General features: G+C 55.3%; 27 protein-coding genes, 3 tRNA genes and 1 pseudogene. 20 read left to right on the forward strand and 11 right to left on the reverse strand.

All coding sequences use genetic code 11. The annotated features are described in order from the left end of the window. Nucleotides 1-142: pseudogene (locus E3E51_RS13115) on the reverse strand (RNA-guided endonuclease TnpB family protein); the annotation flags it as partial. After that, on the reverse strand, nucleotides 123-731 hold the full coding sequence (locus E3E51_RS03200; protein WP_167912094.1) for an IS607 family transposase: 609 nt from the start codon (nucleotides 729-731) through the stop codon (nucleotides 123-125). The gene E3E51_RS03200 and the pseudogene E3E51_RS13115, both read right to left, overlap by 20 nt. Nucleotides 732-794: 63 nt before the next feature. On the opposite strand from E3E51_RS03200, the gene E3E51_RS03205 reads away from it, so the two are divergent. From E3E51_RS03205 to E3E51_RS03220, 4 genes are read left to right on the forward strand one after another with little or no spacing between them, the layout of a single operon-like run. Further along, nucleotides 795-1,277: a hypothetical protein gene (locus E3E51_RS03205; RefSeq protein WP_167911725.1), complete on the forward strand. Its 483-nt coding sequence runs from the start codon at nucleotides 795-797 to the stop codon at nucleotides 1,275-1,277. A gap of 25 nt (nucleotides 1,278-1,302) precedes the next feature. Beyond that, complete coding sequence (locus E3E51_RS03210) at nucleotides 1,303-2,049, forward strand: glycerophosphodiester phosphodiesterase family protein (RefSeq protein ID WP_167912095.1); 747 nt, start codon at nucleotides 1,303-1,305, stop codon at nucleotides 2,047-2,049. 40 nt (nucleotides 2,050-2,089) lie between these two features. Further along, on the forward strand, nucleotides 2,090-2,758 hold the full coding sequence (locus tag E3E51_RS03215) for a hypothetical protein (protein WP_167911726.1): 669 nt from the start codon (nucleotides 2,090-2,092) through the stop codon (nucleotides 2,756-2,758). Beyond that, a complete protein-coding gene (locus E3E51_RS03220) occupies nucleotides 2,737-3,420 on the forward strand; it encodes a hypothetical protein (RefSeq protein ID WP_167911727.1) in 684 nt (227 codons plus the stop codon). The genes E3E51_RS03215 and E3E51_RS03220 overlap by 22 nt, the downstream gene beginning before the upstream one ends. A 2-nt stretch (nucleotides 3,421-3,422) precedes the next feature. Here E3E51_RS03220 and E3E51_RS03225 read toward each other — a convergent pair whose 3' ends face one another. From E3E51_RS03225 to E3E51_RS03245, 5 genes are read right to left on the reverse strand one after another with little or no spacing between them, the layout of a single operon-like run. Beyond that, complete coding sequence (locus tag E3E51_RS03225) at nucleotides 3,423-4,097, reverse strand: hypothetical protein (protein ID WP_167911728.1); 675 nt, start codon at nucleotides 4,095-4,097, stop codon at nucleotides 3,423-3,425. A 49-nt stretch (nucleotides 4,098-4,146) separates the two neighbouring features. Further along, complete coding sequence (locus tag E3E51_RS03230) at nucleotides 4,147-4,353, reverse strand: hypothetical protein (protein WP_167911729.1); 207 nt, start codon at nucleotides 4,351-4,353, stop codon at nucleotides 4,147-4,149. Beyond that, the gene (locus tag E3E51_RS03235; protein ID WP_167911730.1) at nucleotides 4,350-5,057 is read right to left on the reverse strand and encodes a PrsW family glutamic-type intramembrane protease; all 708 of its coding nucleotides are present in this window, start codon (nucleotides 5,055-5,057) and stop codon (nucleotides 4,350-4,352) included. Before E3E51_RS03235 ends, E3E51_RS03230 begins: the two co-directional genes overlap by 4 nt. Nucleotides 5,058-5,102: 45 nt before the next feature. Next, on the reverse strand, nucleotides 5,103-5,861 hold the full coding sequence (locus E3E51_RS03240) for a hypothetical protein (protein ID WP_167911731.1): 759 nt from the start codon (nucleotides 5,859-5,861) through the stop codon (nucleotides 5,103-5,105). Between the two features lie 47 nt (nucleotides 5,862-5,908). Further along, nucleotides 5,909-6,589: a metallophosphoesterase gene (locus tag E3E51_RS03245; protein ID WP_167911732.1), complete on the reverse strand. Its 681-nt coding sequence runs from the start codon at nucleotides 6,587-6,589 to the stop codon at nucleotides 5,909-5,911. A 91-nt stretch (nucleotides 6,590-6,680) separates the two neighbouring features. Between E3E51_RS03245 and E3E51_RS03250 the strand changes: the two genes are divergently transcribed. Then, a complete protein-coding gene (locus tag E3E51_RS03250) occupies nucleotides 6,681-6,959 on the forward strand; it encodes a hypothetical protein (protein WP_167911733.1) in 279 nt (92 codons plus the stop codon). A gap of 32 nt (nucleotides 6,960-6,991) precedes the next feature. Here E3E51_RS03250 and E3E51_RS03255 read toward each other — a convergent pair whose 3' ends face one another. Together E3E51_RS03255 and E3E51_RS03260 are read right to left on the reverse strand one after the other, a co-directional pair. Then, nucleotides 6,992-7,561, reverse strand: coding sequence for a hypothetical protein (locus E3E51_RS03255; RefSeq protein WP_167911734.1), 570 nt, complete (start codon nucleotides 7,559-7,561; stop codon nucleotides 6,992-6,994). Nucleotides 7,562-7,594: 33 nt separating this feature from the next. Continuing rightward, nucleotides 7,595-8,281, reverse strand: coding sequence for an HAD family hydrolase (locus E3E51_RS03260; protein ID WP_167911735.1), 687 nt, complete (start codon nucleotides 8,279-8,281; stop codon nucleotides 7,595-7,597). A 125-nt stretch (nucleotides 8,282-8,406) separates the two neighbouring features. On the opposite strand from E3E51_RS03260, the gene gcvPA reads away from it, so the two are divergent. The 3 genes from gcvPA to E3E51_RS03275 all read left to right on the forward strand — a co-directional run bounded on the left by gcvPA (nucleotide 8,407) and on the right by E3E51_RS03275 (nucleotide 11,698). Then, a complete protein-coding gene (gene gcvPA, locus E3E51_RS03265) occupies nucleotides 8,407-9,747 on the forward strand; it encodes an aminomethyl-transferring glycine dehydrogenase subunit GcvPA (RefSeq protein WP_167911736.1) in 1,341 nt (446 codons plus the stop codon). Further along, nucleotides 9,748-11,253, forward strand: coding sequence for an aminomethyl-transferring glycine dehydrogenase subunit GcvPB (gene gcvPB / locus E3E51_RS03270; RefSeq protein WP_167911737.1), 1,506 nt, complete (start codon nucleotides 9,748-9,750; stop codon nucleotides 11,251-11,253). Between the two features lie 136 nt (nucleotides 11,254-11,389). Beyond that, complete coding sequence (locus E3E51_RS03275; RefSeq protein WP_167911738.1) at nucleotides 11,390-11,698, forward strand: hypothetical protein; 309 nt, start codon at nucleotides 11,390-11,392, stop codon at nucleotides 11,696-11,698. 91 nt (nucleotides 11,699-11,789) lie between these two features. Here E3E51_RS03275 and E3E51_RS03280 read toward each other — a convergent pair. Continuing rightward, a tRNA-Ile gene (locus E3E51_RS03280) sits at nucleotides 11,790-11,867 on the reverse strand. 6 nt (nucleotides 11,868-11,873) lie between these two features. After that, nucleotides 11,874-11,949 (reverse strand) — tRNA-Asn (locus tag E3E51_RS03285). Nucleotides 11,950-12,051: 102 nt separating this feature from the next. On the opposite strand from E3E51_RS03285, the gene E3E51_RS03290 reads away from it, so the two are divergent. From E3E51_RS03290 to E3E51_RS03345, 12 genes are all read left to right on the forward strand, one after another. After that, nucleotides 12,052-12,128, forward strand: a tRNA-Thr gene (locus E3E51_RS03290). A gap of 263 nt (nucleotides 12,129-12,391) precedes the next feature. Beyond that, complete coding sequence (locus E3E51_RS03295; protein WP_167911739.1) at nucleotides 12,392-13,708, forward strand: RNA-guided endonuclease TnpB family protein; 1,317 nt, start codon at nucleotides 12,392-12,394, stop codon at nucleotides 13,706-13,708. A 548-nt stretch (nucleotides 13,709-14,256) separates the two neighbouring features. Continuing rightward, nucleotides 14,257-14,505, forward strand: coding sequence for a DNA-directed RNA polymerase subunit H (locus E3E51_RS03300; RefSeq protein ID WP_167911740.1), 249 nt, complete (start codon nucleotides 14,257-14,259; stop codon nucleotides 14,503-14,505). A gap of 17 nt (nucleotides 14,506-14,522) precedes the next feature. Further along, entirely contained in the window at nucleotides 14,523-17,891 is a 3,369-nt protein-coding gene (locus E3E51_RS03305; RefSeq protein WP_167911741.1) for a DNA-directed RNA polymerase subunit B, read from the forward strand. A 5-nt stretch (nucleotides 17,892-17,896) separates the two neighbouring features. After that, a complete protein-coding gene (locus E3E51_RS03310; protein ID WP_167911742.1) occupies nucleotides 17,897-20,614 on the forward strand; it encodes a DNA-directed RNA polymerase subunit A' in 2,718 nt (905 codons plus the stop codon). Between the two features lie 5 nt (nucleotides 20,615-20,619). Then, nucleotides 20,620-21,795 (forward strand): DNA-directed RNA polymerase subunit A'', encoded by a 1,176-nt coding sequence (rpoA2, locus tag E3E51_RS03315; RefSeq protein WP_167911743.1) that lies wholly within the window; start codon nucleotides 20,620-20,622, stop codon nucleotides 21,793-21,795. A 13-nt stretch (nucleotides 21,796-21,808) separates the two neighbouring features. After that, nucleotides 21,809-22,117, forward strand: coding sequence for a 50S ribosomal protein L30e (locus tag E3E51_RS03320; RefSeq protein ID WP_088179998.1), 309 nt, complete (start codon nucleotides 21,809-21,811; stop codon nucleotides 22,115-22,117). Further along, the gene (locus E3E51_RS03325) at nucleotides 22,117-22,554 is read left to right on the forward strand and encodes a NusA-like transcription termination signal-binding factor (RefSeq protein ID WP_167911744.1); all 438 of its coding nucleotides are present in this window, start codon (nucleotides 22,117-22,119) and stop codon (nucleotides 22,552-22,554) included. Before E3E51_RS03320 ends, E3E51_RS03325 begins: the two co-directional genes overlap by 1 nt. 10 nt (nucleotides 22,555-22,564) lie before the next feature. Next, the gene (locus E3E51_RS03330; RefSeq protein WP_014788295.1) at nucleotides 22,565-23,008 is read left to right on the forward strand and encodes a 30S ribosomal protein S12; all 444 of its coding nucleotides are present in this window, start codon (nucleotides 22,565-22,567) and stop codon (nucleotides 23,006-23,008) included. 5 nt (nucleotides 23,009-23,013) lie between these two features. Continuing rightward, nucleotides 23,014-23,661: a 30S ribosomal protein S7 gene (locus E3E51_RS03335; RefSeq protein ID WP_167911745.1), complete on the forward strand. Its 648-nt coding sequence runs from the start codon at nucleotides 23,014-23,016 to the stop codon at nucleotides 23,659-23,661. A 96-nt stretch (nucleotides 23,662-23,757) separates the two neighbouring features. Continuing rightward, nucleotides 23,758-23,988, forward strand: coding sequence for an AbrB/MazE/SpoVT family DNA-binding domain-containing protein (locus E3E51_RS03340; protein WP_167911746.1), 231 nt, complete (start codon nucleotides 23,758-23,760; stop codon nucleotides 23,986-23,988). 2 nt (nucleotides 23,989-23,990) lie between these two features. Further along, a complete protein-coding gene (locus tag E3E51_RS03345) occupies nucleotides 23,991-24,386 on the forward strand; it encodes a type II toxin-antitoxin system VapC family toxin (RefSeq protein ID WP_167911747.1) in 396 nt (131 codons plus the stop codon). Nucleotides 24,387-24,391 lie beyond the last annotated feature (5 nt).

The raw sequence follows: 24,391 nt of genomic DNA on the forward strand, positions 1-24,391 counted from the left end.
AAAAGCTGGTTACATTGTTCTCAAAAGCGTGAGTGATGAGAAAGTTCACGATTTCCCGGTAAGTCTGGAAAAGCCCATCTAATCCTTCGGGTGTTCCCTTGAGTTTGAATTTTGCCGTGAGTTTAATTGTCTCTGAGGGCATTCTTTACCGCCTCAACGAGGCGTTTTTTCTTGCGAGAACGAGCCCCGTAAAGCTTTCCAGCGAAGGATGTTATGATGGCTAATAAGTCCTCAACAAGTTCTTTTTCTGGTGTTTTCTCCTCATCGTCGAAGATTACTTCAATCTCAACGCCGTGAGAGTTAAAGTATTGTTCGAGGTATTTGAAGCCGAAGCGGGTAAGCCTGTCCCGGTAAGTTATGATTACCTTGGTCACTTCTCCGCTCTCGACGAGTTTGAAGAGCTGTTTTAATCCTCTCCTGTTCTCGTTCAATCCAGAGGAAATGTCGGTGAGGATTTTGGCCACTTGATAACCTCTGGATGAGGAGTAATTCTTAAGGTATTCAACTTGTCTTTCTAAGTCTTCCTTCTGGTCCCGGCTTGAAACTCTTGCGTAAATCACGACCTTATCAGGGATTTTACCCTCAAGAATCCTCTTAATTTCGCTTTCTGGAACTCGGTATTCTTTGCCAACCCGATATGCTTTAATCTCGCCGGATTTTATTTTCCTAATTAGTGTCGGCTTGCTGATGCCTAAGAGTTGTGAGGCCTTGCCCGTCCGATAAAGCCTCATACCCCACTCCACCAAAATGAATTATAAAATAAAAACACTTAAACTTTACGCTTTTAACTATCTATGAAACAGCCCCTGGGAAGGCTGGTTCCAACTGTCGAGGAGGTTCTACGCTCCTTTCAGGATGTCCTTCTAAACGCCGACGTTAAGGAGATTGAAGCCGTTGAGGGAACTCTAAAACTCGTCGAGAGACGCGGAGTTCTTGAAAACACCGTGTTTTCCGCCGAGAATCCGGATATAGTGAAGGCCATCATGAGGGAGTGTCCGGAATGCAAGGTTGGGTTCTCGATAGTCGGGTATTCCTCGGTTTTCTGGATACCGCGTCTTAGGGGCATGGGTTCAATCCACGTACCGATAGACGCGGTCTCGTACATCGGCTATCGGCCGCTGGTGATCCTCCTACGAACCCTCAGGAGGCGCGGACTGAAGGTCTACCTCTGGAACTACAGGATGAATGAATTGGCCTGGGTTCCCAGGCTCCTGCCCCTGGCGGATGCTGTTATCTCCGATGATCCCGCCAGGCTGAGGAAAGGTTTTTACGTCTGAGACCTATCAGAGAGAGGCGATGCTCATGTGGGAACGCGATAAGGTTATCATCCTTGGACACAGGGGCTACATGAGCGCCTATCCCGAGAACAGTCTCCTGGCCTTCCGGAAGGCCGTGGAGGCGGGCGCGGATGGAATCGAGCTGGACGTATGGTTGACCCGGGACGGAAGGGTCGTCGTCATGCACGACGAGAGCATAGACAGAACGAGCAACATGAGCGGAAACCAGAAGAACATGACGCTGGAGGAGCTGAAGAAGGCCGACATAGGCGGGGGCGAAAGAATTCCGACGCTTGAGGAGGTTTTTGACGCCCTTCCGGAGGATGCGCTCATCAACATTGAACTCAAAGACGTCGATGCGGCGGGGGAGGTCGCTAAAATCGTGGCCAGGAACGGCCCTGAAAGGGTCATGGTGTCATCCTTCATCGTAGATGCACTCAGGGAATACAGGAAGCACGATAAGAGGGTCGTGATGGGCCTTCTGATAGATCGGGAAGAAGTCGTCCCCCTTATTCCGCAGCTGAAGGCGGAGCTCAATCTATGGTCAATAAACGTCCCCGTGGAAGCGATACCCCTCATCGGGTTTGAAAAGACTGTTCAGGCTCTTAGCTGGGCGCGCTCCCTCTGTCTCAGGGTTGCTCTCTGGACCGAGAACGACGTTCTGTTCTACCGGGACGACAACCTGGCCAAGCTCAGGGGGCTGTTCGACGTCGTTATAGCGAACGATGTGGAGAGAATGATGGAGTATCTTAAAACGCTTGGGCTCAGGTGAAACTTTTAAGATTCCCTTCCTTACTTCATACGGTGAGGATATGCGGTTGGGTCCGCTCCTGGTACTCGCGGCCATCGTCCTGATGCTGGCCGCCGCAATGGTGCCTCCTGTGAGGTACGCTCCCCCGCCCCGGTTGCGCGTGGATTCCAACATCTACGACTTCACGGAGGAGCTTGAGGCGCACAACGTAACGAAGCCCTATCTATGTGAGCCCGCCGAGAGGATTCTCGTTACGTGCCGCATTCGCTCCAACTGGGAGCTGAACAGAATCATTGCGGCGCTTGATGGGTTTCCACACTTCCCTATAGAACTCGACGATGGCTACGACGAAACAGATGTCATCGTTTTCAACAAAAGCGAGTTCTACTCCGCCCTTCCGTATACATGCATCCCCAGGGGAACCGTTGAGAAACATCCCGACCTGGACAGGGAACGGCTGGAGGGGGAGCTGGAAGCCTACCGCGAGCTGGAAGGTCTCATCGATGACCCCGTCGAGAAGGAGTTCGTTCACAATCGCACCGTTGAGCTGGAGGCGCTCCTCGGATTGAGGCAGAGGGAGCCGGTCTGCAACGCAACGTTCGCCCGCGTCATCCTGACGTACCCCGTAAGGAGGGAGAGCAACGCACCCCTGATGGCGGCCCTGTGGACGGGCGTCATCCTCACGGGAACTGCCGGGCTGGTGATGGTATGGAGGGAAAGAAGGCTCTGATACTTGCGGTGGCCCCGTTCGTGATCTTCATAATCCTGGGCTCGATATTCGTCGGCACATACTACAGGGAGACGTCCCTGGCCCGTGAACAGGTCTCCGCGATGGACGAACTTGAGGGGATTGGAGAGGAGAACGTCCCCTGGGGCGGGCTCTGCAACATTGTGAACATATACGTCACGGTGAGGGACCGGGAGGATGCCGCAAGGCTGGAGGAGTTTCTAAGGGATGGGGGAATAGGGGTTTCGGTTTCGAGGCACGGTGAGGGGTTTATATCGATGACCGGCAGGGTCGCACTCAGGGACGTTGAAGGGATTGTGGAGAAAAGCCGGGAGAACGGATGGGTGGCGGTGTATCACAACAACTCCGATTTCTGCACCAGGACAGTTTCCGAACTTGAAAGGGAGAACCGGATAATATCCGCCCACCTGGATAAACTCTCCCCCGAGAGCAGGGAAGTTCTCACCGGAATTATGGAGAGAAACCGCAGGAACATTGAGGAAATTGAAAGCGAGATGAGACTGTGGGCGGATTTGAACATCATGGTCGATTCCGGTCCCGCATCCACACCCGAAAGCTTCCACGACCTGTCAGGCTTCCTGGCGACGTGGGGCGTTGTGCTGGGAATGGTGTTCCTTCTTCACGGCATCTTTAAGAGAAGATAGAGTCATCCGCCCTTCTTTTTCATAAGCTCCTGCACCCATCCGGGAATCTGGCAGCTTCCTGAAAGCTTGGCGTTGAGTTTCCGGATTTCAGATTTTCCTAAGGGGTCTATCACCTTGCCAATAATCCGTATCTCCTTGGGGCTGAAGTCCTCCCCAATCATGATGGTGACGTTGCCGGACATCATGGTGTCGTCCTTTCCCGGGAAGAGCCTCACCGTGTAGCGGTAGGTTCTGCTCAGCTCGTCGCCACCGATCTCCATTCCCGTACCCACGGCCCTGAGGGCGAACTTCACGGGGTCATACGATGTCAGCACGGAGCGCTCTGCTTCTGAAACGTTCATCGTGACGGTTTTCTCGCTTCCATTGATAATAATCCGCTGGACGAGGCTGTCTCCTGTAAGCACTGTCCACCACTCAACACCGTCCTTTTTCCCGTGGAAGAAGTAAGTACCGTTGAAGTAACCACCGTCAATGGTCGAATTGACGGAAATGTTCCCCCGGACGAGGCTTATGCGCTCCTCGTAGGAATAGCAGTTCAGGGCCCCCAGCCTTGAGAGTATCTTGGCCTTGTAGTTCACCGGAGTGTCTGTGGAACCTCCTTTTCCGCGGAGGTAAGCTGCCCCGGCCCCGACCGCGATGAGTAGGATGATGACGAGCGCTAACATCCTTCGGTCCACCGTATCACCCCCAGATCTCCATGAAACCGCGTCTAAAATATCTTTTGGTTCATCCCTTTAACGCTTCGAACTTCTGGAGGAATATCCTGAGGTCTGTCTTGAAGGGTTCTTCAGCGCGCTCTATCTCTCCCCTGAGGAGCTGGAGGAAACTCTCTTCATCCGCTGCTTCCTCCCATAGGCGTCTCACGAGGTTCTCCAGTTTCTCGTGGTATTCCACGTACGGCCTCGCTTCAAACAGGGCCTCTTCCAGCTTCACATCTCATCCCTCCGTTTGAACCAGTAGTACCAGAGCCGGCCGACGTCCTCGGCCTGACCCATTATCAGGAAGTAGCGGAGTATCGCGAGGTTCACGAGTATGAGCAGTATGAGGATAATGTTGTACGCCGGAACCTCGCGGCTCAGGAAGGCGTAGTAGTCCCAGACGAAGTGCAGGAGCATCGCGAGGAGGAAGTACGGCGTGACCGAGTCCACCTTCCCCTCGGCCTTCATCCCGTAGCCAACGCCTATAACCGCGCTCCAGGCGCCGTGGGCGAGGGGCGTTAGGAAAGCCCTCACGATGGTTACCGAAACGCCGTATCCCAGCCCGTAGAGGAAGTTCTCAGTCGCGGCGAAGCCCAGCCCGGCGGCAACGCCGTAGACGAGGCCATCCATTATGCCGTCCATCTGACCGGCTCTAAACGGCCACCTGATGGCCAGGGCCTTTGCCGGCTCTTCAACGATTCCCGCAACCATCGCCACGTAGAAGGCCGTCGTCGGGAGAACCGGGGCCACGGCCCCTCCCAGCGTCAGGACGCTCTCTATTATGTAGGCTATGCCGACTGAGACCGTCGCTCCCAGCAGGAAGGTCCCTATGACGTACCTCCTGGGCTCGGGCTCGTACCTGTCGGCGTGATAGAAGTACCAGAGTACCACCAGGGCCGGAGCGTATGCGAAGAACACTATAGCACTGAGGAAATCCATACCTCACTTCACCAAAAGAAATTGGGGGACTGAAAATTTAAAGGTTTAGCATTTTCCAAGGAGTTCCTCCAGGTTAAGTCCCTGCTCCTTCAGGTAGTTAACGAGGGTCTCCGGGGGTTTCACCGAAACCGCGTTGACGTTCCTTATCTCTATCGTTATCTCGTCCACCCATCTTTCGCTTCCCTTCCGGTAGTACGCCTTCTGGGTTATCCCCACCGGGACGAGGTCCTTGGTCAGCTTAACCGTCATGGTACCGCTGTAGTCCTTCTCGCTCCCGCCTTCTCTCCAGATCGTGTGGTTGACCGTGATGAGGTAGTAGCCGCCCTCCGTCGTCACGGTCGCGTTTTCAAGCGGAAAATTCCTCCACAGGCTGTCGAGGAGGGTTGAGTTCACCTCCGGACCATTGCCGTCTTCGTAGCATGAAAACTGCCAGTTCACGAGGCCGCTCTTGTTCGTCAGGGTTACGAAACCTGCCTTGGTGGTGTAGTAATAGATGGCATAGACCATCTCCCCCGTCCTGCTGGCCACGGTGGCCGAGGACTTCATCTCGTTTTCCCTGTCTATGGCAACGGAGGAGTGAAGCGTCGCAACGAGTTTGGTTCCGTTGTACGTTTTAATGTCCATGATGTACTCATAGCTCTTTATCCCCGCAACGGCGCTCTCAAGCTGCTCCTTCGTAAAGGGCAGATTTGGAGTCGTCGTTGTGGTGGTCGTCGGACTGCCTCCTCCCGAGGAGATGCAGCCGGATACGAGAACCGTGAGAATGAGCATCAAGCCGATGATTCCGGGGTATACCTTTCTCATTTCATCACCCGGAGAATAGTTCCGCTTCCGGTATTAAAACCTTGGCATCAGAGCGAGCCCAAGACCCTGATCAAGTCGGCGAGTCTGCCGAAGTCCAGGAGTTCGTCGTCCAACGGGACTAGGGTCCTAGCACCGGAGAGGTCACACGTCCTGAGGAAGGGGGAGACTATCTCCCTGAGCACGTCGTTTCCGTACGCCCATGGGCTGAACGCGGGCAGAACTATCAGTTCCTCACCCATCAGGAAGACGGGCACCTTGAGGAGTGCCCCCACCTCATCCCGGAGCCGTATGGCGGGATGCTCATGCCCTATGATGAAGCGCTCTCCATCGACGAGTTTGTGACCGTGAACCAGCTTCCAGTGCCCGAGTTCCAGCTCATCGACGACCTCAACGCCCAGCTCCCTGAGCCAGAGCGTTCCCACGTCGTGGTTTCCCCTCACTAGGATCAGCTCGTCAACCAAAGGCCCAACCTCTTCAACGAACGCCCTCAGCTCTTCCCTCTCCCGCCATTCGGGCACGAAGGAGTGCTTCAGGTCGCCGTCCACAACGAGGGTTTTTGGCCTTTCCCTCTCTAGGAGGGACTTCAGCCTCCCCACGACCTCGGTGAACACCCTCGGCAGGTAAAAGCCCTCCCTTGCCATGCTGACCTCGTAGCCCAGATGCAGGTCTGCTATGATGAGCGCCCTTCCGAGTTTCAGGGCCTTTTCGGGCAGCGGTGTGGGTCTCATGTGTTGAAGTTTGGCCTTCGGCTTTTAAACTTTGTTAGGGCAACCGAAAAGGTTTTAAATCTGCCCACCAAAGGAACAATGGTGAGTAAAAATGCCCTACATTGGTTTCGCCAAGAGCCCCTACGGGCCGGCAAAAACTTACGAAGTTTTGATGAGGGAGCTTGAGAAACTGGGGTTCAGGGTGTTCTTCTCCAAGCACCACTGGATGGGAGACGCTCCCTTTGGGCTCATAGTGGCTGAGACGGATAAAGGAAACGTGGCGATAAGGTGGAACCTCTCGGGGGAGGTTGACCTGAGACTTGAGAAAGTCGAGGGCGGGGACTTCGAAGAATTCGTGGAGGATACGATGGAGTACCTCACGGGCGACTGATCTGACCTCATCCCAGCTAAAGGGCGAGGATTTCAGGGAGAAATGTAGTGAATCCCTGTCCGGTTCATGAGTTCCCTCACTTCGTCTATTCCCAGCAGTGCGTAATCCCTGTCCATGGGGGGAGCGGTGTAGCCTATGTATGAACCGTTGACGAATCTCCAGTTTCCTATCTGTTTGAAGTAGACGTCCTTCCTTTCTGTTGAACTCTTGCTGAGCCATACCTCGACCGTCAGGACCTCCGGTTTCTTTGTGAAATTGACTGCGAGGACTCCGTATCTAAGGACTCCGTTGTCGCAGTCCTGGACATCGGAATCGAGACCGAGAGCTTTCAACGTCCCCCCGTCTATCTCGTACACCGTCAGCTTGCCCCTCCCGTCGAACGAATAGAGAAATGCCACCATACAGTCCGTCAGTATTCTGTCCTCCACCATGAACTGCCATCCCGTGGAATTGGACGGCTTCTGAGTTCCAACGTACACGGCGCTGACCTTGGGAACCTGGGGAGTAACACCGCCGATAAGGTTGTCCCTGAGGGGCCCCCATGCCACGAGCAGCACGATGGCGAATGCTACAACCACGATCACCATAACCTTGTTTGCCATGCTCCCGACCACTACACTCTATAACCTAATGAATTAATAAGAATTTCCTAAGCGCCGGCTCTTAACGTTCTCAATGACGTCGAATATGCTCCACAGGTCCCTTATCACGTGGAGGTGCGGGATCAGCGCGAGCCTCTCACGGTTCTTTTCAACGAACCTGGCGCTGAACGGGAAGTAGTACCAGACGTACTCCGTGTTCTCATCGCCGTGCCCTATGAAGCGCCAGGGCTTGTCGTCAACCCAGACGAATATCTCGTCCCCGTACTTCTCCCGAACCCTTCTGAAGGCCTCCTCTATGGTCATCTCGCGACCGAAAACTATAACGTCGTCGAACAGGTCGTAGATGCCCATCTCCTTGAGCCTTCGGACCTTCATGCCGTCGATGAAGTCCTCGGCCGAGAAAGAGATGACCGTGTGGCCCTCCTCCTTGAGTTTCTTCAGCAGTTCCGGGGCATCGTCGAGGGGCCTGCTCAGCTTTGCCCTCTCCTCAAACCAGGTCTCGAAGAACTTCGTGCGCAGAAAGAACGGGGGCTTTGAGGTCTTTTTGTGGCTACCGAACGTGGGTCTCTCAAAGTAGTTCTCCAACTTAGTGAGGGCTTTGGCCCAGAATCCCTTGAAGGGCAGCCAGCGGTAGCGTCTCTCCAGGGCCCGTCTGAAGGCCTCCTCAATGCACGAGTAAGTGTCCGCCAGTGTTCCATCGAAGTCGAAGGCTATTATCATGATGACCCCTCCCAAAGCTCTCCAATCTGGCCTTTAAGGGTTTTTCCTTCCGCCCGAAACACAAAGCATATAATCCTCCCCGAACTATCTTCAATGACTGTCTTAAAGCTTAGAGGGTGATAGGCATGGGAAGGCACTACCTCCCCAACGCTGCGCATAAGGAAGAACTTGCCAGGGAGATTGGTTTCTCCTCCGTTGAGGACCTCTTTTCCGACGTTCCAAAAGGCATGGTCAAGGAGTTCAACCTTCCGGAGGGTAAGAGCGAATACGAGGTTTTTCTCGAACTCAACGAGGTTCTCTCCAAGAACAGAACCGTTCTTGAGATGCCCAGCTTCCTCGGAGCCGGGACGTACTTCCACTACGTTCCAGCCCACGTGAAGTACCTCATCGAGAGGAGCGAGTTCCTGACGGCTTACACCCCGTACCAGCCGGAGGTAAGCCAGGGCATGCTCCAGGCTCTCTTCGAGTACCAGAGCCTCATCGCGGAACTCGTTGGCCTCCCGATAGTCAACGCCTCGATGTACGACTGGGGAACGGCCATGGCCGAGGCGGCCCTGATGAGCGCTAGGGTCAAGAAGAGGAGCAAGTTCGTAGTCCCGAAGGCCCTCAGTCCAGAGAAGAAAAAGGTTCTGCACACCTACACTGCAGGCCCGGGGGTCGGGATAGAGTACGTCGACTGGAATGAAAACGGCCAGATGAACATCGAGAAGCTTAAGGAAGCGGTTGACGGCGCCGCAGGGGTATACGTGGAGATTCCAAACTTCTTTGGGGTGCTTGAGGAAGAAATCGCCGCCATCGGAGAGATAGCCCATGATGCGGGAGCGCTCTTCGTGGTCGGCGTTGACCCAACGATCCTCGGCGTGGTGGAGGCGCCCGGAGAACTTGGAGCCGACGTTGTCGTCGGTGAGGCCGCATACTTCGGAAACCCGATGAACTTCGGCGGCCCGAGGGCGGGAATATTCGCGGTTAGGAACGATAAGAAGCTCATACGTCAGATGCCTGGAAGGGTCATCGGAATGAGCAAAGACGCCGATGGGAAGAGGGCCTTCGTCATGACCCTCCAGACCAGGGAGCAGCACATAAGGCGCGCCAAGGCGACCTCGAACATCTGTTCAAACGAGGCCCTGGTGGCGGTCGCCGCGGCGATATACCTCGCGACCCTCGGACCGAAGGGTCTCAGGGAACTCGGAGAGGTCATCCTCAAGAACACCGCCTACCTCAGGAAGAGGCTTTCAGAGGTCGCCGAGATTCCCTTCGAGGGAGTCAGCTTCAAGGACGTCCTTGTGAGGTTCAGCCGGCCCTACGGGGAGATACACGAGGCCCTTCTTGAGAGGAACATCCACGGTGGCTACTACGTAGGGGAGCACTTCCCGGAGCTGGGAGAGAGCGCCCTCTTCGCGGCCACCGAGACGACGAGAAAGGAATGGGTCGATGCACTCATCGAGGCCTTGAAGGAGGTGGCCTGAATGTTCCGCCAGGCTAAGTGGGATGAACCGCTCATCTTTGAACTCTCCCGCGAGGGGAGGATTGGCTACACAATGCCGAAGCCGATTGAGGACGTCAGCGTTGAGGTTCCCGAGAAGCTGAAGAGAAAGAGCCCCCTCAACCTCCCCCAGCTGAGCGAGCCGGAGGTGGTTAAGCACTACACCCGCTTAAGCGAGATGAACTACGGCGTTGACTCGGGCATATATCCGCTCGGCTCGTGCACCATGAAGTACAACCCCAAGATAAACGAGGAGATTGCCGGTCACCCCGGGGTCGCCTACGTCCACCCGTATCAGGACGAGAGAACCGTCCAGGGCGCGCTTAGGATAATGTGGGAGCTGGAGCAGTGGTTGAAAGAGATAACCGGCATGGACCGCTTCACCCTTCAGCCCGCCGCTGGAGCCAACGGAGAGTTCACGGGAGTTATGATAATCCGCGCCTACCACCTCGACAGGGGAGAGGCCCAGAGAACTGAGATGCTCGTACCGGACTCGGCCCACGGAACGAATCCGGCGAGCGCTGCTATGGCGGGCTTCAGGGTCATAGAGATACCTTCCAACGAGAACGGAACAGTTGACCTTGAGGCTCTTGAGAACGCCGTGAGCGAGAGAACCGCCGGCTTGATGCTCACGAACCCCAACACCCTCGGTATCTTCGAGGACGAAATACTTGAGATAGCGAAGATAGTCCACAAGGCGGGCGGGCTTCTCTACTACGACGGCGCCAACTTAAACGCCGTCCTTGGCAAGGTTAGGCCCGGAGATATGGGCTTTGACGTCGTGCACCTCAACCTTCACAAGACGTTCTCGACCCCGCACGGCGGCGGCGGTCCCGGCAGCGGGCCGGTCGGAGTTAAGGACTTCCTCCAGGACTATCTGCCCGTCCCTCTGGTGGGCTACGACGAGGAGCGCGGTTACTACCTCGACTACAACGTGCCAAAGAGCATAGGCAAGGTCAAAGAACTCTACGGCAACTTTGCGGTGATGGTGAGGGCTCTGGTTTACCTCAAGGTCATGGGCAGGGAGGGCCTCAGGGAGGCCAGCGAGGTGGCGGTTCTCAACGCCAACTACCTCACCCAGAAGCTGAAGGGCACGCGCGGCTACGAGTTGCCCCACAAGGAGCTCAGGAAGCATGAGGTTGTGTTCAGCGCCGAGCCAATGAAGAGGGAGACGGGAGTTAAGGCCCTTGATGTGGCAAAGAGGCTCCTTGACTTCGGTCTGCACGCGCCGACCATCTACTTCCCGCTGATAGTCCACGAGGCACTCATGATAGAGCCCACCGAGACCGTCAGCAGGGAGGAACTCGATGCGTACGTCGAGGCACTCAAGAGGATAAGCGAAGAGGCCTACAGCAACCCGGAGGTCGTCAAGAGTGCACCGCACAACGCCGCCGTGAGGAGGGTGGACGACGTTCTAGCCGCCAAGAGGCCGATAATCACCTGGCGCATGTACAGGGAGCTGAAGGAGAAGGGAGAGGTTGATATCTAAAGGACGCGGCTTTATTCCCTTTTCAGCATTTCTTTTCTGCCATTTTTGTCCCTTACTTCCCACATATGCACCGAAAAGTTAATAAAGACTCGCCCGAATCAATATGTAACAGAAAAGTTGCATATGGGTGGTGAAAATGGACGAAGTTGTGGGGAAGTACAAAACCGTTCATTATGAGGACGTTGTTGAGGAATATGAAGTGCCCGTGAGGGGATTCCTCTTCAAGGACGGCCGGCTTGAGGGGGTGTACGTAAAAGGGGGCATCCTTCCGGTCACGGAAGAGCTTCCCAGGGACGTTCATGAGGACATACTCCGTGGAAGGAGCGGCAAAAGGCTACTCGTGAGGGAAGTGAGGTACGCGGGGGCGGAGGTCCTTGAGGTCTGCATCCATGATGGCTACAGAACGTGGCCCGTTCACGTGGCCAGGCTTCCGGAGGAAAGCTGAACGAAAAGAGCACTTCTAAGAACCATTATTCACAAATACACACCATCCACAAACGAAGTTTGTCCGTCAAACGGCGTTTTTCAGAAGGTCATGGTGGGCCCGGGGGGCTTTGAACCCCCGACCACGCGGTTATGAGCCGCGCGCTCTGACCAGGCTGAGCTACGGGCCCACGGGATGGCGCCGCCGCCCGGACTCGAACCGGGGACCGCCGGATTAACAGTCCGGCGCTCTACCGACTAAGCTACGGCGGCACAACCCAATGTATGGGATACAGGGGGGATTTATAAAACTTACGGTGGGTGGTCAGGCTGAAGAGAAAACTTTATATTCCACGCTAGCTCTCTTAAAACCGTGCCCCGGTAGCCTAGCCTGGCGGGGCGGCGGACTTGTAATCCGCCGGTCGCGGGTTCAAATCCCGCCCGGGGCTCCACTCTAACAAACTTTTGCATGGCAAAAGTTTGATCAAAGGATTGTGATTCCTTTTGAAAACCGTGTTCTGTACGTGGATTTCTTTGAGAACCACTTTTTGGGCAGAAAGGGATTCATCCCAAAGAGGTGTTTTCAGAAGTCTTCGCGAAGTTTGACATTTTTCCAAGCCTCGCCCTTCAGGGCGGGGTACTGTGTTCTGTAAATTACCCATCAATCAGGAAAGCAACAGTCTTTTAAACCTTAAAAACCATAACAGAACTTGAAATGAAGAGAGCGGTGACAGTAAAACTCCAACCCTCGAAGGAGCAGGAGAAAATCCTTTTCGAGCTGGCATATGGAACTGCAATAGTATGGAACAAAATCAACTACGAACGCCTGAAACAGTTCAGGGAATATGGAAAGATAGATTTCGGGACGACGGAAAAGGAAGTTTACTATGCATTCAAAGACTGGGTCGGTGGTTCAACAGTCCAGCAGTTGGCAAGAAAGAACGCCGAGGCCTGGCGATCGTTCTTCTCCCTCAGCAAGAAGAAAAAGAGTGGCGAACTACCGGAGTGGTTCGAGAAGCCTTCTCCACCAGGTTTCGTCAGAAAGAGAAACGGAAGAAAGCTCTTCGCAATCCCCCTGAGAAACGACCAGTACAAGATCAGAGGAAACGTTATCGAATTGCGGAGGCTCGGCAAATTTGGGAAACTCGAAATCCAGTTCAAGGGGAGAATACACCTGAGGGGAAAGCAGGGACGTCTTGAGATAATTTACGACGACGTGAAGCGGAAATGGTACGCCCACTTGAGCCTCACAGTAGGGGAGAAACTTGAGTATGATGGTTGGGTCGAGCTCCCGAGACGACCTAAAGGGAACTACTCCGCTGGGATCGACCTCGGGATCAACAACCTGATGGCTGTCTACGTTGAAAACGGGGAAAGCTTCCTCGTGAACGGTCGGCCGTTGAAGAGCATAGCCTTCTACTGGCAGAAGAAAATTGGCGATTACCAGTCGAGACTCAACAACTCCGGTTACAAGACGAGTAGGAAGTTCAGGAGGATGCATAAAAAAGCCAAAGTCCAGGTCAGGCATTACATCAACACGGCAGTCAGGCAAACGGTGAGAAAGCTCTATGGGTTGGGAGTTTCCAGAATTATCGTTGGTTACCCAAAAGGCATTGCAAGAAACTCTGATAGAGGCAGGAAGCAGAACTACCTCCTCTCCCACGTTTGGCGGTTCAATTATCTCATCAAACGTCTCACTGAGGTCGCTGAGGAGTACGGCATCGAGGTTGTGGTTGTTGATGAGGCTTTCACTTCTAAGGTTTGTCCTCTCTGTGGCCAACGCCACTCCAATGGGAGAATTTTTAGGGGTTTATTCAAGTGCCGCAGAGAGGGTGTTGTTATGAATGCCGACTTGGTTGGCGCTTTCAACATTTTGAAGAAGAGCGTGAAAACGATAACCCCGAGCCTTCCGGCCTTATCGGGAGGTAGGGGTAACTGGGGCAAGACCGTCCCAGGGGGGTTCGAAGAACCCGTTCTAATGGGTTCCCTGATGAGAACTCCTCGAACCTCCCTGTCGTTGGCGAGGGGTTAAACTGCTGGAACCCTCGCCGTTCACGGCGGGGAGGAGGTCAGTGCCAGCCCAGTGGTTCCAAGCAGACCCCGGGAATGTCAAGATTTTCAGCAATTACCGCATTAAATTTGGCCGTTCACGTAGACCAGCTCTAGTAGCATCACATTCGAGATTTGAAGGTCTATTCTCCTTCTAATTTTTACAAAAAACCGACCAAGTTTTGCTCATGTTTTACCAAAATATGGCAATTGAAACCTCCAAAAAATAGCATGATGACAATCTTCTCCGGTGAAAGATGTCAAAACTCCAGCATGTTTGGGGGGGGTTTAGTCAGTTTTCAAGAAGTTTGAACCTCGAACCCGTGCCGGGCCTTTATAAGCCTTTCCCAGTAGGGGTGAACATAGGGGTGCATCAGGGTAGCTTTCCGGCATGGAAAACGGTTCTTAAACTTTTCGTAACCGATATAAACCCCCCTGGGCGAGTTACCACTCGAAAAGCTTATATACCGAAACCCGCAGGTGGGAGGTAGTGATAATCGTTCTTAAAAAATGTTAAGGGGGCAATTCTCGGTGGCGGCGAAAAAAGAATTTGATATATTCACTCACGAGCTGGTTCCTGAACACAGGATACTCAGCGAGGAGGAGAAAGAAGAGCTCCTCAGACGGTACAGGATCAGAATTTCCCAGCTTCCGCAGATCAAGGCTTCGGACCCTGCTGTTGTTGCTCTCGGCGCAAAGCCCGGCGACGTTCTTGAGATCAAGAGGAAGAGCCCGACGGCGGGCTACTATTACTACTACCGCTTGGTGGTTGAGGACTGATTCTGCGAGGTGAGATTATGGCATCGAGAGGACCGACCGTTGTTGATGTTACTCCCGACGACCTCTGGCTCGTTATGGAGGCATACTGGAAAGAGAAGGGACTCGTCAGGCAGCACCTTGATTCTTACAACGCGTTCATTGACTACGGGATGCAGAAGGTCATAGACGAGTTCGGCGGCATCAAGCCAGACATCCCGGACTTCGAGGTCAAGTTTGGGAAGGTTCGCCTCGGCGAGCCGGAGTTTCAGGAAGCCCAGGGACAGAGGAAGCCCCTCTATCCGATGGACGCCCGTATAAGGAACCTCACCTACTCGGCCCCGCTGTACCTTGAACTCATCCCCGTCGTCAACGGCATCGCCCAGGAGGCCGTCGAGGTCCGCATCGGAGAGCTTCCGATAATGCTCAAATCCAAGGCCTGCAGACTCTACGGCCTCAGCGACGAGGAGCTGATAAAGCTCGGTGAAGACCCGAAGGATCCGGGAGGATACTTCATCATCAACGGTTCCGAGAGGGTTATAGTTTCTATCGAGGACCTCGCCCCGAACAAGACCCTGGTTGAGAGGGATCAGAGGCAGAACAGGGTGATAGCCAAGTGCTTCTCCTACAGACACGGCTACCGTGCGCTCATCACCGTTGAGAGAAGGAAGGACGGGATTCTCTACGTCAACATACCGAACGTTCCGAGGCCAGTCAAGTTCGTCTACGTCATGCGCGCGCTGGGCGTTCTCAGCGATAGGGAGATAGTCGAGGCGGTTAGCGACGACCCGCGCATACAGCACGTTCTCTTTGACAACCTTGAGGATGCGAGCGACATAACCACCCAGGAGGACGCCCTCGACTACATAGGTAAGCTCGCCCTCCCAGGCCAGCCGAAGGAATACAGGCTCAGAAGGGCCCAGCACATTATAGACAACAACCTCCTGCCCCACATGGGCGTTGAGGAGAAGGACAGGAGCGCAAAGGCCTACTACCTCGGCATGATGGCCCTTAAGGTTCTGGAGCTCTCCCTCGGACTCCGTGGGGAGGACGACAAGGACCACTACGCCAACAAGAGGCTCAAGCTCGCTGGAGACCTTCTCAGAGACCTCTTCCGCGTTGCCTTCGGCCAGCTCGTTAAGGATATGCAGTACCAGATGACCAAGACCTACCAGAGGAAGGGTGAGCGCTACACATTCGAGAACATCCAGCGCTTTGTGAGAAACTCGATAAGACCGGACGTCCTCAGCGAGAGAATTGAGCACGCCCTCGCTACCGGTGCCTGGCCGGGCGGGAGAACCGGTGTGAGCCAGCTTCTCGACAGAACCAACTACATGTCAACCCTTTCTCACCTCAGGCGCGTCACTTCTCCCCTGAGCAGGGATCAGCCTCACTTCGAGGCGCGTGACCTTCACGGAACCCACTGGGGAAGAATCTGTCCAACCGAAACGCCCGAAGGTCCGAACTGTGGTCTCGTCAAGAACCTCTCCCTCATGGCCCAGATAACCACCGGAATCCCTGAGGAAGAGGCCAGGGACTACCTGAGCAGGCTCGGCGTTATCCCGATAGAGGAGCGCAGACCGAACCCGGAGCTCTGGCGCGTCTACCTCAATGGAGTCCTGGTAGGAACCGTGGAGGATGGAGAGGGTCTCGTAAACAGGATAAGAACCGACAGGAGAAGCGGAAGGATAAGCGACGTCATAAACGTCGCCCTCTACCAGGACGAGGAGGTCAGGGAGATATACGTCAACAGCGATGACGGCCGCGTTAGGAGGCCGCTCATCATAGTCGAGAACGGCAAGCCGAAGCTCACCAGAGAGCACATCGAAGGAATAAAGAGCGGCACCCTGACCTGGAGCGAGCTCGTCAAGATGGGCGTCATCGAGTACCTCGACGCCGAGGAGGAGGAGAACGCCTACGTTGCCACCTGGCCGTGGGAGGTCACCGAGGAGCACACACACCTCGAACTCATGCCCGCTGCGATACTCGGTATCCCCGCTTCACTCGTTCCGTACCCGGAGCACAACGCGGCCCCGCGTAACACCTACGGCGCCGGTATGGCCAAGCAGAGCCTCGGTCTCGGCTGGGCCAACTTCAGGATTCGTGTTGACACCCGCGGGCACCTCATGCACTACCCGCAGGTTCCGCTCGTTAACTCAAGGATAATGAAAGCTGTCGGTTTCGAGGAGAGGCCTGCCGGCCAGAACTTCGTGGTCGCCGTGCTGAGCTACGGCGGATACAACATGGAAGATGCGGTCATCATGAACAAGGCCTCCATAGAGCGCGGTCTTGCTCGCTCGACCTTCTTCAGAACCTACGAGGCCGAGGAGAAGAGGTATTTGGGCGGTCAGACCGACCGCTTCGAGGTTCCCGACCCGACGATACAGGGCTATCTCGGCGAGAAGTACTACAGACACCTCGACGAGGACGGTATAATCTTCCCCGAGTCAAAGGTCTCCGGCAAGGACGTTCTCGTCGGAAGAACCTCGCCACCGAGGTTCCTTGAGGAGCAGAGCGGCCTTGGGGGTATAATCCTCCAGGAGAGGCGCGAAACGAGCGTTGCAGTCAGGCCGAGCGAGAGGGGCATCGTCGACAAGGTTATCCTGACCGAGACTGGCGACGGAACCAAGCTCGTCAAGGTGACCGTGAGGGACCTCCGTATTCCTGAGTTCGGAGACAAGTTCGCTTCGAGGCACGGTCAGAAGGGTGTCATAGGCCTCATCGTCCCGCAGGAGGACATGCCCTGGACCGAGAGCGGAATCGTTCCCGACCTCATAGTCAACCCGCACGGTATCCCGAGCCGTATGACCGTCGGACAGCTCATCGAGGCTATCGGCGGAAAGGTTGCGGCGCTGAAGGGAAGGAGAGTCGACGGCACCGCGTTCATCGGAGAGCCGGAGGAAAAGCTCAGAAAGGAGCTTGAGGAGCTTGGATTCAAGCACAGCGGAAGGGAAGTCATGTACGACGGCATAACCGGAAGGAGACTTGAGGCGGACATATTCGTGGGCGTCATCTACTACCAGAGGCTCCACCACATGGTCGCCGACAAGATGCACGCGAGGAGCAGGGGTCCTGTTCAGGTCCTCACCAAGCAGCCGACGGAGGGAAGGGCCCGCGAGGGAGGTCTCAGGTTCGGTGAGATGGAGCGTGACGTCCTCATCGGTCACGGCGCCGCGATGCTGCTCATAGAGAGACTGCTCGAAGAGAGCGACAAGACCGAAATATGGGTCTGTGAGAACTGTGGACACCTAGCACTCGAAGACAAGCGCAGAGGAAAGGTCTACTGCCCTGTCTGCGGAGAGGAAGAGAAGATAAGCAAGGTGGAGATGAGCTACGCCTTCAAGCTGCTGCTGGATGAGCTGAAGGCGATGGGAATAAGGCCGTCTCTCAACATAGTTGATAGGGTGTGATCGCCATGCAGTCGATGAAAAAGGTCATCGGAAGTATTGAGTTCGGAATCCTCTCACCCCAGGAAATCAGAAAGATGAGCGCGGCCGAGATTACAGTCCCAGACACCTACGACGATGACGGCTACCCGATAGAGGGCGGCCTCATGGACAAGAGGCTGGGTGTCATAGACCCGGGACTGCGCTGTGAGACCTGTGGGGCGCGCGCCGGAGACTGTCCCGGCCACTTCGGTCACGTCGAGCTGGCCAGGCCGATCATCCACGTCGGATTCGCGAAAACAATTCACCGCGTTCTGGAGAGCACCTGCCGCGAGTGCGGAAGGATAAAGCTAACCGACGAGGAGATAGAGGAGTACACCCACAAGTTCGAGGTCATGGGCGACAGGAAGAAGGCCAAGGACAGGCTCATCAAGGAGATACACAAGAAGGCCAAGGAGAGGATGGTCTGCCCGCACTGCGGTGCTCCCCAGTTCCCGATCAAGTTCGAGAGGCCGACCATCTACTGGGAGCTCAGGAAGGACGAGGAGGGCAACGAGTACAAGCACAGGATGATGCCGAGCGAGGTCAGGGACAGGCTTGAGAAGATACCCGACAAGGACTTACCGCTCCTCGGACTGCACCCTGAGAAAGCCCGTCCAGAGTGGATGGTCCTCACGGTTCTGCCGGTTCCCCCGGTTACGATGAGACCGTCCATCACCCTTGAGAGCGGCATCCGTGCCGAGGATGACCTCACCCACAAGCTCGTCGATATCATTCGTATCAACAACAGGCTTAAGAGCAACATCGAGGCAGGTGCGCCGCAGCTGATTATTGAAGACCTCTGGGACCTCCTCCAGTACCATGTCACCACCTACATCAACAACGAGACCTCTGGCATCCCACCGGCCAAGCACAAGAGCGGAAGGCCGCTCAAGACCCTCGCCCAGCGTTTGAAGGGTAAAGAGGGACGCTTCCGTGGAAACCTCAGCGGTAAGCGCGTCAACTTCTCGGCCCGTACGGTCATAAGCCCCGACCCGATGATAAGCATCAACGAGGTCGGCGTCCCGATGGCCGTCGCCATGGAGCTCACCGTTCCGGAGAAGGTCACCGAGTTCAACTTCGAAAAGCTCAGGAAGATGGTCCTCAACGGTCCCGAGAGGTATCCGGGCGCCAACTACGTTATCGACCCAGAGGGAAGGAGAATCCGTCTCATGGAGAACAACCTTGAGCTAATCGCCGAGAAGCTAGACCTGGGCTGGACGGTCGAGAGGCACCTGCTGGACGGTGACATAGTCCTATTCAACAGGCAGCCGTCCCTGCACAGGATGAGCATAATGGCCCACCGCGTTAGGGTCATGCCGTACAGGACATTCCGCCTCAACCTCGCAGTCTGCCCGCCCTACAACGCGGACTTCGACGGTGACGAGATGAACCTCCACGTTCCGCAGACGGAGGAGGCTCAGGCGGAGGCAAAGATACTCATGGAGGTCCAGAACCACATCATCTCGCCAAGATACGGAGGCCCGCTCATCGCCGGAATTCAGGACCACATCTCAGGCGGCTACCTGCTCACCCGTGAGGGTGCCTACTTCACCCGCTCAGAGGTCGAGCAGATGCTCATGTTCGCGGGCGTTGACGTGAAGAAGCTTCCGGAGCCGGACAAGGTTGAAAACGGTGTCGAACTCTGGAGCGGAAAGACGATATTCTCGCTCCTCCTCCCAGACGACCTCACCATCTGGTACCGCAACAAGCTCTGCGACGAGCCTGAGAGGTGTGAAGCCCTTGAGAAGCTCATAGAGGAGAAGCTCATCCCCGACGAGGAGGAGGTCAGGGCTTTAGCGTACGACGGCTTCACCTACATCCTCAATGGAAAGCTCCTCAGCGGTGCGATAGACAAGAAGGCCTACGGAAGGGAGGACGGAAAGCTCCTCGACCTCATCGTGAGGGAGTACGGCGTGGAGAGGGCGAGGCAGTTCCTCGACCAGGTCACCAAGCTCGCGATTTGGGTCATAACGCACAAGGGCTTCACGACCGCGATAGACGACGAGGACCTTCCGAGCGAGGCCCTCGACAGGATTCACGAGATAATACGCGAGGCTGAGGAGAGGGTTAACAGGCTCATAGAGGCGTACAAGAACGGCGAGCTTGAACCGCTCCCGGGTAAGACCCTTGAGGAGACTCTGGAGAGCAACATCATGGCCGTTCTGGCCGAGGCGCGTGACAACGCCGGTAAGGTCGCCGAGAGGTACCTCGGTATGACCAACCACGCGGTCATCATGGCCAAGACCGGTGCGAGGGGTAAGATGCTCAACATCACCCAGATGGCGGCAATGCTCGGTCAGCAGTCCATCCGTGGAAAGAGGCTCTACCGCGGCTACCGCGGAAGGGTTCTCACGCACTTCAAGCCGGAGGATCTTGGGGCCAAGGCCAAGGGATTCGTCACCAACTCATATAAGAGCGGTCTAACCCCGCAGGAGTACTTCTTCCACGCAATGGGTGGACGTGAGGGACTTGTCGACACGGCCGTCAGAACTGCCCAGAGTGGTTACATGCAGAGGAGGCTCATCAACGCGCTCCAGGACCTCAAGGTGGACTACGACGGAACGGTAAGAGACCCGACCGGAATCATCGTCCAGTTCAAGTACGGCGAGGACGGAATAGACCCAATGAAGAGCTGGGGAGGCAAGACCGTGGACGTTGATAGGGTGATTGTGAAAACCCTGCTCAAAGTGAGGGGGAAGGGGTGAGATAGATGGTCGCCGCAAAAACCATCAAGAGCATGGTTGACAAGGCCGAGCTTCCCGACAACATCAAGGAAGAGCTCTACAACAAGCTCATCGAGTACAACAGGAAGTACAATCTCAAGAAGACTGAGGTTCAAGCCATCATAGACGAGGCCGTCAACGAGTACCAGAGGGCACTCATCGAGCCGGGCGAGGCGATAGGAACCGTCGCCGCGCAGTCCATCGGAGAGCCATCAACCCAGATGACCCTCAACACCTTCCACTACGCAGGTGTCGCTGAGATTAACGTCACCCTCGGTCTGCCGAGAATCATCGAGATCGTCGATGCCAGAAAGAACCCGTCAACGCCCATCATGACCGTTTACCTGGACGAGAAGCACCGCTATGACCGCGAGAAGGCCCTGGAGGTTGCGAGGCGCATTGAGGGAACGAGCCTTGAGAACCTCGCCAGGGAGACCACCATAGACATCCTCAACTTCGAGTTCATAGTTGACATAGACCCGGAGAGGCTTGAGAAGGCGGGTCTTGACATGGAGAGGATTCAGAGGAAGCTGGAGAGCTCCTTCAAGAGCGCTGAATTTGAAGTTGACGGCTACACCGTCATAATGCGCCCCAAAAAGGTCGGCAAGCTCTCCGACCTGAGGAGGCTCTCCGAAAAGGTTAAAAAGCACCGCCTTAAGGGTCTCTCGGGCGTCGGGAAGACCATCATAAGGAAGGAAGGCGACGAGTACGTCATCTACACCGAGGGCTCAAACTTCAAGCAGGTCATCAAGGTTCCGGGCGTTGACCCGACGAGAACCAGAACCAACAACATCCACGAGATCGCCGAGGTGCTCGGCATCGAGGCGGCAAGAAACGCCATCATCGAGGAAATCGTCAACACGATGCGCGAGCAGGGTCTTGAGGTTGACGTCAGGCACATCATGCTCGTCGCCGATATGATGACGCTCGACGGCGTGATACTGCCCATCGGCAGGCACGGTATAGTTGGGGAGAAGGCCAGCGTGCTTGCCAGGGCCGCTTTCGAGATCACCACCCAGCACCTCTTTGAGGCGGCTGAAAGGGGTGAAACCGACCCGCTCAACGGTGTCGTCGAGAACGTCCTCATAGGACAGCCCGTGCCCGTCGGTACGGGAATCGTCAAACTGGCAATGAATCTCCCCCTGAGACCGAAAAGGGAGTAGGGAGGTGTAGTTAATGGTTGACTTTGCGTTCGAACTTAGGAAGGCTGAGGAGACCGGAAAGATAATCATGGGAGCCAAGAAGGCCCTTCAGTACGCCAAGATGGGCGGGGCCAGGATGGTCATAGTGGCCAAGAACGCCAGACCGGACATCAAGGAGGACATCGAGTACTACGCCAAGCTCAGCGGCATACCGGTTTACGAGTTCGAGGGAACCAGCGTCGAGCTCGGAACCCTCCTCGGAAGGCCGCACACCGTTTCGGCCCTCGCCGTGATAGACCCCGGTGAGAGCAAGATACTGGCCTTGGCTGGGGGTAAGGAGTAATGCCGCTCAAGCTCAACACCGACCAGATCAAGTTCATAGCGCTCTTCGAGAGCATGACCGGAGCGACCGTCATGGACTGCCTCATAGACACGAACAGGAACAGGCTCATCTACGTCATCAAGAAGGGTGAGATGGGACTGGCCCTCGGAAAGAAGGGAGCCAACGTCAAACGCGTCCAGAACATGCTCGGAAAGGACATAGAGCTCATCGAGCACTCCGAGAACCCCGAAGAGTTCCTGAGGAACATTTATAAGAGCCTTGGGGTTAAGGTTAAAAAGGTCCACATCACTGAGAAGCGTGATGGTAAGAAGGTCGCCCTCCTCGACATCAGCCCGCGCGAGAAGCCTCGCGCCATCGGAAGGGGCGGCCAGAACATCAACCTCGTGAAAGAGTTGATGGAGAGACACCACGGCATTCAAGATGTGATCATAATTTGAGGTGATGCTCATGCCTGGAAAGAAGGCCCCGTATGGAGAGTTTGCCGGAAGGAAGCTCAAGCTCAAGAGAAAGAAGTTCCGCTGGAGCGACATAAGGTACAAGAGAAGGGTTCTCCGCCTCAAGGAGAAGAGCGACCCGCTCGAAGGCGCCCCGCAGGCCAAGGGAATAGTCCTTGAGAAGATAGCCGTCGAGGCAAAGCAGCCGAACTCCGCTATGCGTAAAGCAGTCCGTGTTCAGCTCATCAAGAACGGTAAGGTCGTCACTGCCTTCACCCCCGGTGACGGTGCCATCAACCACATAGACGAGCACGACGAGGTCATCATCGAGGGAATCGGCGGCCCCAAGGGTGGTTCCATGGGTGATATCCCGGGAATCAGGTACAAGGTCGTCAAGGTCAACAGGGTCAGCCTCAAGGAGCTCGTCAAGGGAAGGAAGGAGAAGCCGAGGAGGTGAAGTGAATGGCCAAGGCAATCGCTGAGCGCTTTTACCAGCCTAAGGAGCTTAAGGTCATGGGCAGATGGAGCGTTGAGGACGTCGTCGTGAACGACCCGTCGCTCAGGCCATACATAAACCTCGATGCGAGAATCCTCCCGCACAGCCACGGAAGGCACGCCAAGAAGTCCTTCGGAAAGGCTCAGGTTCACATCGTTGAGAGGCTCATCAACAAGGTCATGCGCAGCGGCGCCAGCGGCCACAAGGTCGGCGGCCACTTCATGAGAAGGGAGCACCGCTCGCTCATGAGCAAGAAGATGAAGGCCTACGAGGTCGTTAAGGAGGCCTTCATGATCATCGAGAGGAGAACCAAGCAGAACCCGATTCAGGTTCTCGTCAGGGCCCTTGAGAACTCCGCCCCGAGGGAGGACACGACCACCATCGCCTTCGGTGGAATCCGCTACCACATGGCCGTTGACGTTGCACCCCTCAGGAGGCTCGACATAGCCCTCAAGAACCTCGCCCTCGGTGCGAGCGCCAAGTGCTACAGGAACAAGACCAGCTACGCCCAGGCTTTGGCGGAGGAAATAATCGCCGCCGCCAACAAGGACCCGAAGAGCTTCGCCTACAGCAAGAAGGAAGAGATCGAGAGGATTGCCCAGTCCTCACGCTGAGGGCTGGCAGGCTTTCTCCACTATTCTTCGCTTTTCTCGCGTTGTTATCGGAAGGTTTTTATGCTTTGTGAGTAAGACTATTCTGGTGAATGTAAGATGACCACTGTAAAAGTTTCTTCAAAGGGCCAGATAGTTTTACCCAAAGCCATTCGTGAGAAGTTCGGCATCAAAGAGGGCGACGAGCTTGAGGTTCTTGACTTTGGGAACGAGATTGTGATAGTTCCGATAAAGAAAGGCCTAAAACTCAGGGGACTCGTGAAGTTTGAAAAACCCGCAAAAGAGATTCTGCGAGAGATTAGAGCAGAGGAAGAAGAACTGGAGGACTGAGGATGAAAGTTGTTCTGGACAGCCACGCAGTTCTTGCCTACATAAACGACGAGCCCGTATCCGAAAAGGTTCAGAAATACCTTGATCTCGGAAGGAATGGAAAGGCGAAATTGTATATGAACGTGGTTAACCTCGGGGAAGTCTATTATGTCCTCTCAAGGCGAAAAGGGGTTGATGTGGCCAATATTGCGATGGCCCTTTTAAAGAAAGAACCAATAACGTTCGTCATTGCTGATGAAAGGCTTGCCCTGATGGCGGGCAGGATAAAGGCCTTTCACAAGTTGAGCTATGCCGATGCTTTCGCCGCCGCTACTGCAATGGACCTCGATGCGGTTCTTTTAACGGGTGATGACGAGTTCAAGAGCGTTGAGGACAAGGTGAAAATCGAGTGGCTTTAAAAGGG

Source organism: Thermococcus sp. 21S7, assembly GCF_012027615.1.
Taxonomy (GTDB): domain Archaea; phylum Methanobacteriota_B; class Thermococci; order Thermococcales; family Thermococcaceae; genus Thermococcus.

Excerpts from the sequence above, each read along its gene's own strand:
- E3E51_RS03220 (WP_167911727.1), top strand. The coding sequence starts at position 2,737 with ATGGAGGGAAAGAAGGCTCTGATACTTGCGGTGGCCCCGTTCGTGATC.
- E3E51_RS03240 (WP_167911731.1), bottom strand. The coding sequence starts at position 5,861 with ATGAGAAAGGTATACCCCGGAATCATCGGCTTGATGCTCATTCTCACG.
- rpoA2 (WP_167911743.1), top strand. The coding sequence starts at position 20,620 with ATGGTCGCCGCAAAAACCATCAAGAGCATGGTTGACAAGGCCGAGCTT.
- E3E51_RS03340 (WP_167911746.1), top strand. The coding sequence starts at position 23,758 with ATGACCACTGTAAAAGTTTCTTCAAAGGGCCAGATAGTTTTACCCAAA.
- E3E51_RS03275 (WP_167911738.1), top strand. The coding sequence starts at position 11,390 with ATGGACGAAGTTGTGGGGAAGTACAAAACCGTTCATTATGAGGACGTT.
- E3E51_RS03335 (WP_167911745.1), top strand. The coding sequence starts at position 23,014 with ATGGCCAAGGCAATCGCTGAGCGCTTTTACCAGCCTAAGGAGCTTAAG.
- E3E51_RS03325 (WP_167911744.1), top strand. The coding sequence starts at position 22,117 with ATGCCGCTCAAGCTCAACACCGACCAGATCAAGTTCATAGCGCTCTTC.
- E3E51_RS03320 (WP_088179998.1), top strand. The coding sequence starts at position 21,809 with ATGGTTGACTTTGCGTTCGAACTTAGGAAGGCTGAGGAGACCGGAAAG.
- gcvPA (WP_167911736.1), top strand. The coding sequence starts at position 8,407 with ATGGGAAGGCACTACCTCCCCAACGCTGCGCATAAGGAAGAACTTGCC.
- gcvPB (WP_167911737.1), top strand. The coding sequence starts at position 9,748 with ATGTTCCGCCAGGCTAAGTGGGATGAACCGCTCATCTTTGAACTCTCC.
- E3E51_RS03200 (WP_167912094.1), bottom strand. The coding sequence starts at position 731 with ATGAGGCTTTATCGGACGGGCAAGGCCTCACAACTCTTAGGCATCAGC.
- E3E51_RS03210 (WP_167912095.1), top strand. The coding sequence starts at position 1,303 with ATGTGGGAACGCGATAAGGTTATCATCCTTGGACACAGGGGCTACATG.
- E3E51_RS03305 (WP_167911741.1), top strand. The coding sequence starts at position 14,523 with ATGGCATCGAGAGGACCGACCGTTGTTGATGTTACTCCCGACGACCTC.
- E3E51_RS03310 (WP_167911742.1), top strand. The coding sequence starts at position 17,897 with ATGCAGTCGATGAAAAAGGTCATCGGAAGTATTGAGTTCGGAATCCTC.
- E3E51_RS03250 (WP_167911733.1), top strand. The coding sequence starts at position 6,681 with ATGCCCTACATTGGTTTCGCCAAGAGCCCCTACGGGCCGGCAAAAACT.
- E3E51_RS03215 (WP_167911726.1), top strand. The coding sequence starts at position 2,090 with ATGCGGTTGGGTCCGCTCCTGGTACTCGCGGCCATCGTCCTGATGCTG.
- E3E51_RS03330 (WP_014788295.1), top strand. The coding sequence starts at position 22,565 with ATGCCTGGAAAGAAGGCCCCGTATGGAGAGTTTGCCGGAAGGAAGCTC.
- E3E51_RS03255 (WP_167911734.1), bottom strand. The coding sequence starts at position 7,561 with ATGGCAAACAAGGTTATGGTGATCGTGGTTGTAGCATTCGCCATCGTG.
- E3E51_RS03235 (WP_167911730.1), bottom strand. The coding sequence starts at position 5,057 with ATGGATTTCCTCAGTGCTATAGTGTTCTTCGCATACGCTCCGGCCCTG.
- E3E51_RS03205 (WP_167911725.1), top strand. The coding sequence starts at position 795 with ATGAAACAGCCCCTGGGAAGGCTGGTTCCAACTGTCGAGGAGGTTCTA.
- E3E51_RS03245 (WP_167911732.1), bottom strand. The coding sequence starts at position 6,589 with ATGAGACCCACACCGCTGCCCGAAAAGGCCCTGAAACTCGGAAGGGCG.
- E3E51_RS03260 (WP_167911735.1), bottom strand. The coding sequence starts at position 8,281 with ATGATAATAGCCTTCGACTTCGATGGAACACTGGCGGACACTTACTCG.
- E3E51_RS03345 (WP_167911747.1), top strand. The coding sequence starts at position 23,991 with ATGAAAGTTGTTCTGGACAGCCACGCAGTTCTTGCCTACATAAACGAC.
- E3E51_RS03295 (WP_167911739.1), top strand. The coding sequence starts at position 12,392 with ATGAAGAGAGCGGTGACAGTAAAACTCCAACCCTCGAAGGAGCAGGAG.